The sequence below is a fragment of the Rhodopseudomonas sp. P2A-2r genome (genome assembly GCF_026015985.1).
Taxonomy (GTDB): Bacteria; Pseudomonadota; Alphaproteobacteria; order Rhizobiales; family Xanthobacteraceae; genus Tardiphaga.
On record NZ_CP110389.1, the window covers coordinates 45,386 to 60,077 of the forward strand.

Sequence of the window (14,692 nt, forward strand, 5' to 3'; positions counted from 1 at the left end):
ATGGAAACACGCGCCCCCTTCGTCATCGTCGGAGCATTCGTGCTGGCGGCCATCGTCGCCGTGTTCGGCTTCGTCTATTGGCTGCACAACACCGGCGGCCTCGGCGCGCGCACCACCTATCATGTGCAGTTCGAGGGCTCGGTGCCCGGCCTGCTGGTGGGTGCCGGCGTGCTGTTCAACGGCATCCGTGTCGGCGAGGTCACCGAACTGGGTCTGGCAACGGACGATCCGCGCCGCGTCAACGCCACCATCTCGGTGGCCACCACCACGCCGGTGCGACCCGATACCCGGGTCGGGCTGGATTTCCAGGGTCTGACCGGCGTTCCCGTCGTCGCGCTGGAAGGCGGCAAGATGCTCGGCAATACCGGGCCGGTGCCGACCCTGATCGCCGATCCGGGCGCCACACGCAGCATGACCCAGGCCGCGCGCGACGCGCTGCAGCGCGTCGACGGCGTGCTGGCCGACAATGCGGATCCGCTGAAGAAAACCATCGGCAATCTGCAGGTGTTCTCCGAGGGGCTGGCGCGCAACACCGGAAAACTCGACGGCATCGTCACCGGGCTCGAGCGCATGACCGGCGGCGGCGCGGCGCCCGCCAAGAAGACCACCTACAACTTGCAAGCAGCGCAGGGCTTCGCCGCACCGACGAAGACCCTCAAGGGACAGCTCGCCATTCCGGAGCCGACCGCCGTGGTGATGCTGCAGACCCAGCGCTTCCTGTTTTCGCCGGCCAAGGACTTTCCCGGCTTCGAGGACGCGCAATGGGCCGACAGCATTCCCAAACTGCTGCAAGCCAAGCTGATCGAGAGTTTTGAGAATTACGACGTGGCGCACGCGCCGCTGCGCGCGATGGACGGTGTGACCGCAGACGACCAGATCGCCATCGATATCCGGCGCTTCCGGATCGACACGGACCATGAGCCGACCGCCGATATCGCGCTGTCGGCGCGCATTCTCGACAAGGACGGCAAGGTCGTTGCGTCAAAGCTGTTTCAGCAGAGCCAGAAGCTCGACACGGTCGATCCCATCGGTGCCGTGGCCGCGTTCGATGCCGCGTTCGGCCGCATCGCCAAGGAGATGATCGCCTGGACCGCGGACGCGCTGTAAAAGCGGTCCGCCGCGATCTATTCTAGCGTCTTCATATAAGACAGGAAGTCGTTGATCTGGTCGGGATCGAGCCTGAACTCCGGCATCGACGGATGTCCGGTGACAATGCCTTCTGCCAAGGCTTCGGCGAGGGTATCGACCGGATAGCGCAGATGCAGGGTGCGGAACGGCGGCGCAACCTTGAGCGGGCTTTGCGTCACCTTGTCGACGGAGTGACACTTGCTGCAATTGTTGATTGCAAAAGCCTTGCCGCGCTGTACGGCGGGCGAAGGCCCCTGAGCCTGCGCGGATGCGAGGAGCAGCAGCGCGACGGCGATCTGACCAACGATCATTCGCAGCATGAAGCCGGACCTTTCAAGACGTGCAGGGAGCGCAGCGACTCTCCGTAGAGTATTCTTTACTAAGTCAAGCACCGTCGCCGATTGATTTGCATCAATAGACTGAGTCCGATTGCCCGCCGATGGCGTGAGGCGCGTCGGCAGATCCGGACCGAGCAACAATCATACATCAGCGTCGACCGTCGCAATCGAATTGTCACGCAAAAATGCGAGTTTCATCGACGGTATTATCGCGCTACAATTCTCGATGGGCAGCAAGTCCCCGCCTGCCCGCGGATCGTCGACTAGGTTAGCCTGCCATGGAGAAAGGTCATGCATTGCCGCCGTCTCCATCGAACGATCCGGATTGCGACGCGTCTGAGTCAGCCGGCGACAGCCCGGCCATCGCCGGCTTGGCCGAACTCACATTCGACGTCACTGCCGCGGACATTCTCCGCCTGAGTCGTCACCCGTTGCTACGCGACCGCCTGTCGCAATCGCGCAAGGCTGGCATCCTGAGATCGACCTATCTCGACACCAGGGACCATGCCTTCGGCCGTGCCGGATTCTCATTCCGGCTGCACGGCGAAGCCGGCGGGCTGGTGCAGACCATCGAGGCACCACGGCTGGGGATTCTGCAACGCTGCGAACAGCACACGACATCGTCCGCCGGCGAGCCCTCAGTTCCCGACCACCTGATCGCCCGGCTGTGCGGCGACCGCCTGCCGACAGCGCTGCAATCCGTCTTCACCACCGAGACCACGCGCCGGAGCTGTCGCCTCGGCGGCGTCAAGGTTTCCCTCGACAGTGGCCGGATCAACGCCGGCGACAGCGTCGTGCCATTTCATGCCGTGGTCCTCGAACTGACGCGCGGTCGTCGCGCCGCCTTGTTCGACGTCGCTAGACAGATCCAGGCTATCGTCCCGGCCGACATCTCGGTCAGATCCCCGGCTCAAGCCGGCTATCAACTGCTGAACGGCGACAAGATCGTCGCCATCAAGGCGTCTGCCATCGCCTTGACCCCGACCATGAGTGCGGCGGAAGCGGTGACGACGGTGTTTGGCGCCTGCCTCTCCCAACTGCTGGCCAATCGGGCCGGCGTATGTGCGGGCGATGCGGATGCATTGCATGCCATGCGCGTTGCCGCGCGCCGGCTCGATGCGGCGATCCGGGTATTTTCCGAAGTCCTCTCCGCAGACGAACCCGCCATCGTCGCGCGCGAGTTGAAATGGATCGGTGGCGAGCTCGGCAAGGCGCGGGAGTTCGACGTGTTCCTGGCCGAGGCGGTGCGGCCGCTGATGAAAGCCCATCCCAGACGCAAAAGCGTCGCGGAACTGCATCGGACATTCGCGCGACAACGTGCGATGGCGTATCGACGCGTAAAAACGGCGCTGACATCCGACCGCTTTCGCGCCTTTGCGCTGCGCGCCGTGGAATGGGCCGACGGCAGCTGCATCAACGACGTGTACGCCGACAGCAAAGCGAGCGCCGTGGTGGCGGAAGAACTGACGCGGCAGAAGCGAAAGATGCGCAACGGTCGGCATCTGGATGAGCTGGATCCAGCGCAGCGACACAAGCTACGGCTGCGCGCCAAGCGCATGCGCTACGCCACCGAACTGACCCGCGGAATATTTGACGGCAAGCGCAATGCGCCGTCGATCGACCGTTCGCTCGTCGCACTGGAACGCCTGCAGACCGCGCTCGGCGAGTTGAACGATCAGGCGGGCTGGAAGGAAATGCTGGATGCCGCTGCGGAAAAAGCCCGCCGTACCCGGCGTGCGCCGCCGGCGAGATCGCTGGTCAGGCAACTGTTGGCGCGCGACGGCCAGTCAGAGGCGGAGGCGCTGTTGAAGACCTCGATCAAGGCCTATCGCGCCTTTGCCCGTACCGATAAATTCTGGGTCGACGACGAAAACGACTAGCGCTCCGTTACGACGTCTTGTCGTCCGACAGTGTTGCCCTGCTTCGCGCCAGCGTCTGCTCCGGCGTCCCGGACGCATCGATCGGAATCCAGTCCATCGCGCCGAGATCGTAGGCGTCCTGTTGCCGCGCGATCTCCGCGGTCGCGTCGGAAGCGTCGTTGCGACGACTTACGACACGCGCGGCACGGATCGCCGTATCGGCCTCCAGGAACAGGCCTGTGAAGGCAACGCTGGCACCGCGGGCAACCGCGGCGATCGCCGCACGCTCGGAGGGCCGCGCGAACACCGCGTCGACGACCACAGAATGGCCGGCCGCCAGAACGCGGCCGGCGTGTTCGGCGAGGGTGTCGTAGACCTTCGCGGTGATCTCGGGCCGATAGGCCTCGCCCGGCAGGCGATCGGTCTCCCGCATCGTGAATTGCTGCTTGCGCAACACATCGGAGCGCAGCAAGACGGCGCCCGGCAGTGGCGCAATGTCAGGCGCCAGCTCGCGCGCGAGCACTGATTTCCCCGTGCCGGACAGTCCGCCGACCGCAATCAGCCGCGGCTTTGCCGGCGCGATCATCCGGCGGGCGAGCGTGAAATAGATCTCGGCGCGCGCCTTCACGCCCGCACTGTCGCTGCCCTTGCGATCGAGCCGGGCGAGCAGCACGTTGGCCCGGATCGCCGCACGGATCGACAGGAACAGCGGCAGCGTCGACAGGGCGTCGAGATTATCCAGCGATGTGGTCGCGAGATAGCGGTTCAGGATGATGTTGGCGGCCGCGCCACGCCCATAGCTGATCAGGTCCATCAACAAGAAGGCCAGATCGTAGAGCACGTCGGTGGTGGCCATCGCCGCATCGAATTCGAGCGCGTCGAACAATACTGGCTTGCCGTCGATCCGGACGATGTTGGCCAGATGCAGGTCGCCATGACAGCGCCGGACGAAACCGGCGTCGCGCCGTCTTGCAAGCAGAACGTTGCATCGCGCGAAGGCGGCTTCGCTGTCGCGATCGAGTGCCTGCACCTGATCTGCGGCGAAGCAGCCGGCGGCAACGAAGGCGCCGGTATTGCCGGCGATCAGCGCGGGAATCGACTGCGGCCATGCGGCATCGCGGCAGATCGCGGCCGCATCGTGCGACGCCACGATCGCCTCGGCAGTGGCGGCGGCAAGGCCGGCATCGAGCAGGCCTGCTGCGGCAAGATGATCGAGCGTCTGGGTCTCGTCGAAGCGCCGCATCCGCAGCGCCCACTCCACCGGCGCGCCCTCGCCGCCGATGGCCAGCGCACCATCCGGCCGGTGCATGATCGGCACGACGCCGGTATAGATCTGCGGGGCGAAGGCGCGATTGACCTCGAGTTCGACCTCAAGAGCTGCCTTGCGCTTTTCCAGCGTCGAAAAATCCAGATAGGGGTAGCGCACCGCGCGCTTGACCTTGAAGGCGTCATCGCCGGCGAGGAACACCGACGCAGCATGGGTGTCGATGCGCTGGACCGCGCGGCCACCATGGGTGGCGGGATCGGCCAGGAATGAAAATACCTGCTCCTGCGAGGCCGCCTCGGAAGCGATGGCGCCTGTCATCTGGTGATCGGCTTCCTGTTGATGCATGACGGAAGATGGCGAGATCGCTCATCCAATCCACATTGTGCGAAGTCACAACAGCCTGTTGCAAGGGCACCGGTTCATCTATGGCGCAATGAACTTTGCGCCTACTTGACCCTGATCAAAACAGCAATGCCGCAAATACGGTATCGCTTCACCGGGGCAAGGAGCCCCAGATGGAGGATATCATGAACATGAAATCGCTCATTCCCGTCGGCCAGGACCGCAGCCCTGGCCGCCCCGCCGCCAACCCGTTTTCCGCCCTGCAGCAGGAAATTGATCGCCTGTTCGACGGCTTCACCCGCGGCCTGCCATCGTTTTCGTCCGCGTCCTATCCGCTGGTTCCCAACATGGACGTCGCGGAAACCGACAAGGAAATCGAAATCACCGCGGACCTGCCCGGCCTTGAGGAAAAGGACATCCAGCTCAACGCCGCCGACAATCTCCTGACCATCCGCGGCGAGAAGAAGAACCAGCGCGAAGAGAAGGACAAGGATTACCACTTGGTCGAGCGGACCTATGGCTCGTTCATGCGCACCGTCCAACTGCCGGCTGGCGTCAACCTCGACAGCATCAAGGCGACGATCGCCAATGGCGTGCTCAAGGTGACCGTTCCCAAGCCGGCTCCGGCGCAGTCGAAGAAGATTGACATCAAAACCGCAGCCTGATCGTCTCGGTGGCGCGCTGCGGCCAGCCGCGGCGCGCCACTGTTCCTGCGACCAACTGAGTGATATAGTCTCAAGACCGAACAGCGGATGGCGCGTGTACAAATTTCTCGAAGAAACCGTCGGAAATTTCATGACCCGCGATGTCGCCACGGTGACACGCGACATGACCATGCGCGATCTCTACACGCTGGTCGAGAAGGACGACTTCAACACCTATCCGGTGGTTGAGAATTCGAAGATTGTCGGCATCGTCACCAAGTTCGATTTCCTGAAGTGCTTTGCGCTGCAGCCGGGCAGCATGGTGCCGAACTATGAAGAGCTCATGAAGCGCACCGTCGGCGAGCTCATGACGCCGAAATTCATCGCGGTCGACGAATCCAGCAAGCTGGTCAGGGTGCTGCAACTGATGGTGGAGCACCGCATGCGCAGCGTCATCGTGGCGACGGCCGACCATCGGCTGCAAGGCATCATCTCGCGCGAGGATGTCATGCGTGCCCTGCAGGCGTGTGCCATCGATGACGGACGGTCAGCTTCATGATCCGTCGACCGACCAGATCCCCCTTTAGAAACGTCGTGACCGGATGTCCGTCTACCGATTGAGCAGCTTGCTTGCGCCGCGCTCGGTGGCGCTGATTGGCGCGAGCCCGCGGCCCGGCTCCGTCGGGCATGCGGTGATGAAGAACATCGTTGCGGCGGGCTTCAAGGGCCAGTTCGGCCTGGTCAACGCACGTTACGGGACGATCGGCGACACCACGGCGGTGAGCAGCCTCGCCGAGCTGCCCTTCGTTCCCGAACTGGTCGTCATCACGGCGCCCGCGCCGGCGATCCCCGGCATCATCGCCGAAGCCGGCGCCCTCGGCGTCGCCGGCGCGGTCATCATCAGTGCCGGCCTCGGCCACGGTACCGGCTCGCTGTCGGAGGCGACCGAAAGCGCGGCCCGGCAACACGGCATGCGGCTGATCGGCCCCAACTGCATCGGCATCCTGATGCCGAACGCGCGGCTCAATGCCAGTTTCGCCGCGCACATGCCGGCGGCGGGCAATCTCGCTTTGATCTCGCAATCCGGCGCCATCGCCACCGGCATGGTGGACTGGGCCTCGCAGCGCGGCGTGGGGTTTTCCGGCATCGTGTCGGTCGGCGACCAGCTCGATGTCGATATCGCCGACCTGCTCGACTATTTCGCGCTGGACTCGGGCACCAAGGCGATCCTGCTCTACGTCGAAGCGATCAAGGATGCCCGCAAGTTCATGTCCGCGGCGCGCGCCGCGGCACGCGTGAAGCCGGTGATCGTGGTCAAGGCCGGGCGCATGGCGCAGGGCGCCAAGGCGGCGGCGACCCACACCGGCGCGCTGGCCGGCGCCGACGATGTCTATGACGCGGCATTCCGCCGCGCCGGCATGCTGCGCGTGTCGGACCTGCGCGAACTGTTCGATTGCGTCGAAACCCTCAGCCGGGTCAAGGCGCCGCCGGGCAAGCGGCTCGCGATCCTGACCAATGGCGGCGGCATCGGCGTGCTGGCCATCGACCGGCTGGCGGAACTCGGCGGCATTCCCGCGGCCATCGGCGACGATACGCGGCAGCAGCTTGATGCCGTCCTGCCGCCGACCTGGTCCGGCTCGAATCCGATCGACATCGTCGGCGATGCCGATGCCGCGCGCTACGCCGCGACGCTTGAGCTGCTGCTGGCTGACAAGAGCAATGACGCGGTGCTGGTGATGAACGTGCAGACGGCCATCGCGCCCGCCGCCGACATCGCCGTGGCCGTCACCGGAGTCATCGATTCGCATCGCCGCAAGCGCGATGTGATTCCGAAGCCGGTGCTGGCGGTCTGGGTCGGCGCCGAACAGAACATCATCAAGGCGCTCAGCGCCGCGGGCATTCCGAACTACGCCACCGAGGACGACGCGGTGCGCGGCTTCATGCATCTGGTGCATCACCGCGAGATCGTCACCGCGCTCGCCGAGGTGCCGCCAAGCCTGCCCAGCGATTTCGTGCCGGACGTGGAACGCGCGCGCGCCATCGTCGATGGGGCCATCACCGACGGACGGGACTGGCTCGATCCCATCGAGGTGAAGCAGCTGTTCGACGCCTATCAGATCCCGATGGTCGCTACCGGCGCCGCAGCGAACGCCGACGAAGCGGCGGCGCAGGCTTCGGTGCATTTCACCAATGGCCAGACGGTGGTGCTGAAGATCCTGTCTAAGGACATTCCGCACAAGTCCGATGTCGGCGGCGTCATCCTCAATGTCACCAGCGTCGAGGCGGTCCGCATCGCCGTCAACGAACTGTTCAATCGCGCCAAGGCCAAGCGGCCGGACGCGCATATCGACGGCGTCATCGTGCAGCCGATGATGGTGCGCGCCAAGGCGCGGGAACTGATCCTCGGCATCGCCAACGATCCGACCTTCGGCTCCATCGTGGTGTTCGGCCGTGGCGGCACGGCGGTGGAGGTCATCAACGACAAGGCGCTGGCGCTGCCGCCGCTGGATCTCAACCTCGCCAGCGACCTCGTGAGCCGCACTCGGGTCTCGCGCATTCTCGCCGGCTATCGGGACGTCCCTCCGGTCAAGCCCGGCGAGGTCGAACGTACGCTGGTCAAGGTCGCGCAACTGGCGGCCGATCTGCCGAAGGTCAGCGAACTCGACATCAATCCGCTGCTGGCAGACGAGAATGGCGTGATCGCCGTGGACGCGCGCGTCGCGGTCCGGCCTGTGATCCAGAAGAAATTCGCCGGCCCCGGCAATGGCAATTTCGCGGTGCGCCCCTACCCGTCCTCATGGCAGCGCCGTTTCTCGCTCAAGGACGGGCTAAACGTGTTCGCGCGGCCGATCCGCCCGGAAGACGAACCGCAGATCCACGAAATGCTGCGCTATGTCACGCTCGGCGATCTCAGGCTGCGCTTCTTCGCGCCGATGAAGGAATTCACCCATGAATTCATCGCCCGGCTGACCCAGCTGGACTATGCCCGCGCCATCGCCTTCGTCGCCTTCAACGAGGCCAGCGGCGAAATGATCGGCGTCGTCCGGCTGCATTCGGATTCGATCTACGACAGCGGCGAATACGCCATCCTGCTGCGCTCGGACCTGAAAGGACGCGGGCTCGGCTGGGCGCTGATGCAGCTGATGATCGATTACGCGAAGGCGGAGGGCCTGACGACCATCGCCGGCCAGGTGCTGGCCGACAATACCGTCATGCTCAACATGTGCCGGGATCTCGGCTTCGCCGTGAAGCCGGACCGCGACGACCACAGCATCTACCATGTCACGCTGTCGCTGGCTCCCGGGAAAGACACAGAGACAAAGGCGCCCGCGCTGATCTGAATCAAGGCGCGGCACCGCCGCCACTGGCAGATTCGGAGCATGTGGAAAGACATCTCAACCGCGCCGCGGGTTCGCGAAGTCGAGCTGGCCATCATCGACGACCGCATCCATGAACTGCGCTACCCCTGCTTTCATACCGGCAAGAGCTGGGTGAATGCCGAGACCCTGCAGGAACTCGCCGTGAAGCCGACGCACTGGCAGGAAGCGCCGGTCACGGCGTTCCTGTGCTGCTGCGGCTGAGGTCGGCAAGGCAACCTATTTGGCGGGGCCGTCCGCGGGGGTCGTAGGCGCAGGCTCGTCATCGGCGATAGCCCGCCACGCGGCGCCTTCCATATCGTCATACTGGCCGTTCTTCAGCGACCACATGAATCCCAGCAGTCCGACCAACCCAAGGCCGAGCGCTGCCGGGACGAGATAGACGAGAACTTCCATCAGGTTCTTTCCGACGCGACCCGGCGCGCCCGCAAAGCGTTCAGCATCACCAGCAGTGACGAACCGGACATCGCCAATGCGGCGATCAGCGGCGTCACCACGCCGGTGATGGCCACCGGCACCGCGATGATGTTGTAACCTACCGCAAGCCAGAGATTCTGCTGCATCAACCGCAATGCCTTGCGGGAATAATCGATGGCGGCGACCACGGGCGACAGCTTCTTGCCGAGGAACACCATGTCCGCGGCGGCCTGGCTCAGATGCGCGGCGGTCACCGGCGACATGGAGACATGCGCCGCGGCCAGCGCCGGCGCATCGTTGAGGCCGTCGCCGACCATCATCACCTTGATGCCCTGGTTCTTCAGCGCCTCGATGCGCGCGATCTTCTCAGCCGGCGTGACGGCGGCGCGCCATTCGTCGACCCCGAGCGCCAGCGCCGCGGCGTGTACCGCAAGCTCACGATCGCCCGACAGGATTTCCACCGCGATGCCGCGGGCCTTGAGGCCGGCAATCATCTCCCGCGCATCGGGGCGCAGGCTTTGCCGGACCGCGAACACATAACGCTCATCGCCCATGCGGAAGGCGACGACGGACACTTCCGGATCGAGCCGCAGCAACTGCTCCGCCATGTCCTCGGCGCCGCAGAACGACGGCCGGCCGAGCCGCAGCTCGATTCCGTCGAGTTCACCGCGCACGCCCTGCCCGGGCTGCTCGACTACACCCTTGAGCGGCGATTTCACGCCGGCTGCACGCGCCACGGCGGCGGCGACCGGATGATGGCTGGCCAGCGCCAGCCGTCCTGCGAGTTCAAGGATATCGGCCGGCACATTGCCGCTGTTGACCACGTCGAGTTCGGGCAGGGTCAGGGTGCCGGTCTTGTCGAAGATGACGCGGGTCACCGCGGCGGTGCGCTCAATGGCGTCGCCGGCATTGAGCAGCACACCGGCACGAAACATGGCGCCGGAAGCGACTGTCTGCACGGTGGGAATAGCGAGGCCGAGTGCGCAGGGGCAGGTGATGATCAGCACCGCGACGGCGGTGACGATGGCGTCATGCCAGCTGGCACCGGCCAGCACCCAGCCGATCATGGTGAGCAGCGCGGTGGCATGCACCACCGGCGCATAGAGCCGCGACGCGCGGTCGGCCAGCAGCACATAGCGCGAGCGGGCCTGCAGGGCGTTTTCCAGAAGCCGGGTAATCTCCGCCAGCAGCGTGCCTTCGGACGCCGCCGAGACCCGGATCCGCAGGGTGCCGGAAATATTCATGGTGCCGGCATAGACCGCGGTGCCGCGCTCGGCGGGCGCATACAGCGTCTCGCCGGTAATCAGGCTCTGGTCGATCTCGGAATGGCCCTCGACCACGGTACCGTCGACGGCGCAGCGCTCGCCCGGACGCAGCAGCACCATATCGCCTACACGCAGCGCCGCCACCGGCACCTCGCTGATTTCATTGTCGGCGACGAATTTTGTGGCGGTCTCGGCCTTCAACGCGGCGAGATTGCCGGCGACCGCACGGGTGCGGCGGCGCATGTTCTGGTCGAGATAGCGGCCGACCAGCAGGAAGGTCAGCAGCATGATGGCTGCATCGAAATAGGTATGCTCGGCGTGGGCGATGGTCTCGGCAACCGACATCGCCAGCGCAAGCACCACGCCGATGCTGATCGGCACGTCCATGTTGGTGTTGCCGGTGCGCAGCACGCGCCAGGCCGACTGGAAGAACGGCCGCCCGGCATAGGCGGCCGCGGGCAGCGCGATCAGCGCCGACAGCCAGTGGAAGAAATCGCGCTGTTCGGGGATCATGTCGCCGGCGCTGCCGGACCACACCGGGATCGACAGCATCATCACGTTCATAGTGGCGAAGGCGGCGACGCCGAGGCAGCGCATCAGGAACCTGGACTGTTCGGCCTCGACCGCTTCGGCGCGCACGGTTTCGAACGGATAGGCCTTGTAGCCGAGTTCGGCCAGGCGATCGATGAAGCGGGCGGGATCGAGGGTGCCAGTCTTCCACTCCAGCGCGACGCGGCGGTCGGTCAGATTCACCCGTGCCAGCGTCACGTCGGGGATCGCCGAGAGGCCGCGCTCGATCTTCGCCATGCAACCGGCGCAACTGACGCCCTCGACGGCAAGGTCGATATGCGCCAGGCCCGACCCAACATTCTTCACGTAGTGCGAGAAATCGCGCGTTGCCAGCATGACGGCGGTCCTACTTCAGGATGATACGGCTCTTCGACAGGAACACGCGCCGGCCGGAAGCATCGCCTTCCAGCACGAGATCCCATTGTCCGGGCGCCACATCGGCGACCTTGCCGCGATAGACCGCGCTCTCGGCTTCGACCAGATTGGCCTCGCGATCGCCGCGGCGATCCGTCGGCCGCTCGAGACGACTGGAAAAAGCCAGCCCCGCCAGCGGGCTGCCCAGGCTGTCGCGGGCATTGACCAGGATGTTGGCGACGCCATCGGCAGCGCGCTCGACATGGGCATCGACCTTCCAGCCCCGCTCGTTCTGCTTGCGGGCCGCAGCGATTTCGCCTTCGTAGGCCAGGCTGGCGCTGTAGGCGCTATCTACTTCGGTGCCGGGCAGCGTGTCGATGGCGAGCTTCGCCAGGGTCAGATTGACTCCGAACACCACGCCGAAAAAGCGATCAGCATGATCAGGACCATGCGCCCGGTGAGTGGACGCGGTGCGGCGACGGGCTTGCTCATGAATGGCTCCTTGATGCGGTCATGGCATCACAAAATTGTCGGTGGCGGAGGTCACGTCGCCGAGGCCGATGTCGGTGACGCGAATTTTCAGCGGAACGGATTTCTCGCCTTCCTTGAGCGGCGACGCGCTGACCAGCACGCGAAGCTCGGTGGTCTGGTCGCGCCCCAGCACGATCATGGGACGGTCGGGAGTGACGGAATCCGCACCGACCACGTGGATGGTCGGATTGGCGGGGCCGTCGACGTCGATGGCCACAACGCGATCGAAGCCGCGCTTGTTGAGCAGACGGACCGTATAGGCGTTGCGGATCTGGCCATCGGACAGCCGGACCGCCACCGGGTTGCGGTCATGCAGCACGTTGATGTCGAGCAGGGTCCGGGTCAGCAGCGCGTAGAGCATGATGCCGCCGACCGCCGCGATCATCGCCAGATAGACGATGGTGCGCGGCCGGATCGGCCGGAACACGTCCGGCTTGCCTTCCATGCGACGATGGATGTTGATGTCGTTGTCGTAGCCGATCAACCGGGGTTCGCGACCGATCTTGGCCATGACTGTGTCGCAGGCATCGATGCATAGCCCGCACTGGATGCAATCCATCTGCGAACCGTCGCGGATGTCGATGCCGGTCGGGCAGACCGCGACGCATTGATAGCAATCGATGCAATCGCCGACGGGCTGACCGAGGGCACGCAGCTCTGCCGCCTTCTTCAGCGACGTTCGCGATTCGCCGCGGTCGTATTTGTAGGTGACGTTGAGCGCCCATTCGTCGGTCAGCGCGGCCTGGATGCGCGGCCACGGGCACATGTAGACGCAGACCTGCTCGCGCATGAAGCCGGCCAGCACATAGGTCGTGGCGGTCAAGATGCCGATCCAGATATAGGCGATCATCGGCGCCTGGAAGGTCACCAGCTCCTTCACCAGCGTCGGCGCATCGTTGAAATACAGTACCCAGGCGCCGCCGGTCCACCATGCGATCATCAGCCAGATCGAATGCTTGAGCAGGATTTCCGCGAAGCGCTGCATGTTCATGCCGCCGGCGGCATCCTTTTTCATGCGCTCGCGGCGGTCGCCCTCGATCAGCCGCTCGACGGCGTAGAACACATCCGTCCACACGGTCTGCGGACACAGATAGCCGCACCAGATCCGGCCGCCGATGGAATTCATCAGGAACAAAGTGAGCGCGGCGACGACCAGCAGCCCGGTGAAATAATACACCTCCTGCGGCCACAGCTCGATGAAGAAGAAATAGAAGCGGCTGTTGGGAAGGTCGATCAGCACCGCCTGGTCGGGCGCGCCGAGACCACGATTCCAGCGCACGAACGGCAGCAGGTAGTAGACGCCGAGGCAGAAGGCCATCAGGCCCCACTTGATACGGCGGAAGGTACCGGAAACACTCTGGGGGTAGACCTTCTTATGGGCCGCATAAAGCGGCCCATAGTCGTCAACTTGCAGTTCGCTGGGTCGGACAGGCTGGTTCATGGTAAGGATTCATCTCGCATTACAGATTGAACCTAAGCCCAATCTCAAACGCGCATTTGATCCACCTCAAACAGAATTGCCGAAAAGCCCGGCTCCCAGCGGGAGGCTCACTTGCCTCCCCGAGCGAATGAACGTAGACGGTCAGCGCCTTGATGGTGGCGGGGTCGAGACGCCCACCCCAAGCCGGCATCACGCCGGCGCGGCCATTGGTGATGGTTTCCACCAATGTCGCCTGATCCGACCCATAGAGCCAGATACCGTCGGTGAGATTTGGCGCGCCAAGCTCGATATTGCCCTTGGCGTCGTCGCCGTGGCAGGCGACGCAATTCTCGGCGAACAGCTTCTTGCCGGCCGCAGCATCGTAGCCCGGAGCGGTGGAAAGCCCGGACAGCGACCTGACGTAATTGGCCACCGTGACGATCTCCGGCTTCTTCAGGGTACCGTCGCGACCGAAGGCAAGCATCTGTCCTTCATGTGCCTGGGCATTGCCATTGCGGGCGCCGAATTCGATGGTCTGCTGGATCTGCTCAAGCGAACCGCCCCAGACCCAGTCGTCGTCGTTCAGGTTGGGGTAGCCCTTGGCGCCGGCCGCACCGCTGCCGTGACACGGCGCGCAGTTGTCGCCGAACACCGCCTTGCCGCGGGCGCGGGCCATCGCCAGCAGCGCCGGATCCTTTTCGATGTCAGCCAGCGGCGCATTGCCGAGCGCCACCATCTTGGCACCGCGGATGGTTTCCAGATTTGCCAGTTCAACGGCAACATCGGCGCGCGAGGAATAGTGCATGACGCCTGTCGTGTAGCCGGAAATCATCGGCCACGCCGGATAGACAATCCAGTAGCCGACCGCCCACACGATGGTCAGATAGAAGGTAATGATCCACCAGCGTGGCAGCGGCGTGTTCAGCTCCTTGATGCCGTCCCACTCGTGACCCGTGGTTGCGGTTCCAGAGACCTGATCGATATCCTCGTGCTTGCTCATGATTGCTTTATTCCTCTCGCAACGGCAGTCGCGCTGCCGCGTCGAAGGTTTCCTTGTTGCGCGGCCACAAGGCGTAGGCCACGATTGCGATGAACGTCGCGACGAAAATCGGCGTCCAGAACGTCATGACGAAATCCGAAGCGAAATTCTGAACAGTCAATATTGCTTTCATGTTCGTTT

At 64.4% G+C, this 14,692-nt stretch carries 12 protein-coding genes and 2 pseudogenes; 6 read left to right on the forward strand and 8 right to left on the reverse strand.

Features of this window, described 5'->3' with window-relative positions; translation table 11 throughout:
- Nucleotides 1-1,107: an ABC-type transport auxiliary lipoprotein family protein gene (locus tag ONR75_RS00195; RefSeq protein ID WP_265080869.1), complete on the forward strand. Its 1,107-nt coding sequence runs from the start codon at nt 1-3 to the stop codon at nt 1,105-1,107.
- A 17-nt stretch (nt 1,108-1,124) separates the two neighbouring features.
- Here ONR75_RS00195 and ONR75_RS00200 read toward each other — a convergent pair whose 3' ends face one another.
- A complete protein-coding gene (locus tag ONR75_RS00200) occupies nt 1,125-1,448 on the reverse strand; it encodes a c-type cytochrome (RefSeq protein ID WP_265080870.1) in 324 nt (107 codons plus the stop codon).
- A gap of 296 nt (nt 1,449-1,744) precedes the next feature.
- On the opposite strand from ONR75_RS00200, the gene ONR75_RS00205 reads away from it, so the two are divergent.
- Nucleotides 1,745-3,346 (forward strand): CHAD domain-containing protein, encoded by a 1,602-nt coding sequence (locus ONR75_RS00205; protein WP_265080871.1) that lies wholly within the window; start codon nt 1,745-1,747, stop codon nt 3,344-3,346.
- A gap of 7 nt (nt 3,347-3,353) precedes the next feature.
- Here ONR75_RS00205 and ONR75_RS00210 read toward each other — a convergent pair whose 3' ends face one another.
- The gene (locus ONR75_RS00210; RefSeq protein ID WP_265080872.1) at nt 3,354-4,910 is read right to left on the reverse strand and encodes an AAA family ATPase; all 1,557 of its coding nucleotides are present in this window, start codon (nt 4,908-4,910) and stop codon (nt 3,354-3,356) included.
- Nucleotides 4,911-5,119: 209 nt separating this feature from the next.
- On the opposite strand from ONR75_RS00210, the gene ONR75_RS00215 reads away from it, so the two are divergent.
- The 4 genes from ONR75_RS00215 to ONR75_RS00230 all read left to right on the forward strand — a co-directional run bounded on the left by ONR75_RS00215 (nt 5,120) and on the right by ONR75_RS00230 (nt 9,159).
- Nucleotides 5,120-5,599, forward strand: coding sequence for an Hsp20/alpha crystallin family protein (locus ONR75_RS00215; RefSeq protein ID WP_265080873.1), 480 nt, complete (start codon nt 5,120-5,122; stop codon nt 5,597-5,599).
- A 94-nt stretch (nt 5,600-5,693) separates the two neighbouring features.
- Nucleotides 5,694-6,137, forward strand: a complete 444-nt coding sequence (locus tag ONR75_RS00220) for an HPP family protein (RefSeq protein WP_265080874.1) — start codon at nt 5,694-5,696, stop codon at nt 6,135-6,137.
- A gap of 43 nt (nt 6,138-6,180) precedes the next feature.
- Entirely contained in the window at nt 6,181-8,919 is a 2,739-nt protein-coding gene (locus tag ONR75_RS00225; protein ID WP_265080875.1) for a bifunctional acetate--CoA ligase family protein/GNAT family N-acetyltransferase, read from the forward strand.
- 39 nt (nt 8,920-8,958) lie between these two features.
- On the forward strand, nt 8,959-9,159 hold the full coding sequence (locus tag ONR75_RS00230; RefSeq protein ID WP_265080876.1) for a hypothetical protein: 201 nt from the start codon (nt 8,959-8,961) through the stop codon (nt 9,157-9,159).
- A 15-nt stretch (nt 9,160-9,174) separates the two neighbouring features.
- Here ONR75_RS00230 and ccoS read toward each other — a convergent pair whose 3' ends face one another.
- The 6 genes and pseudogenes from ccoS to ONR75_RS00260 all read right to left on the reverse strand — a co-directional run bounded on the left by ccoS (nt 9,175) and on the right by ONR75_RS00260 (nt 14,684).
- A complete protein-coding gene (gene ccoS, locus ONR75_RS00235) occupies nt 9,175-9,351 on the reverse strand; it encodes a cbb3-type cytochrome oxidase assembly protein CcoS (protein WP_265080877.1) in 177 nt (58 codons plus the stop codon).
- On the reverse strand, nt 9,351-11,543 hold the full coding sequence (locus ONR75_RS00240) for a cation-translocating P-type ATPase (RefSeq protein ID WP_265080878.1): 2,193 nt from the start codon (nt 11,541-11,543) through the stop codon (nt 9,351-9,353). The genes ccoS and ONR75_RS00240 overlap by 1 nt, the downstream gene beginning before the upstream one ends.
- Before the next feature lie 10 nt (nt 11,544-11,553).
- Nucleotides 11,554-11,999, reverse strand: a pseudogene (locus ONR75_RS00245) (FixH family protein).
- 73 nt (nt 12,000-12,072) lie between these two features.
- Entirely contained in the window at nt 12,073-13,533 is a 1,461-nt protein-coding gene (gene ccoG / locus ONR75_RS00250; RefSeq protein WP_265080879.1) for a cytochrome c oxidase accessory protein CcoG, read from the reverse strand.
- 118 nt (nt 13,534-13,651) lie between these two features.
- Nucleotides 13,652-14,512, reverse strand: a pseudogene (gene ccoP, locus ONR75_RS00255) (cytochrome-c oxidase, cbb3-type subunit III); the annotation flags it as partial.
- A 7-nt stretch (nt 14,513-14,519) separates the two neighbouring features.
- On the reverse strand, nt 14,520-14,684 hold the full coding sequence (locus ONR75_RS00260) for a cbb3-type cytochrome oxidase subunit 3 (protein ID WP_265080880.1): 165 nt from the start codon (nt 14,682-14,684) through the stop codon (nt 14,520-14,522).
- Nucleotides 14,685-14,692 lie beyond the last annotated feature (8 nt).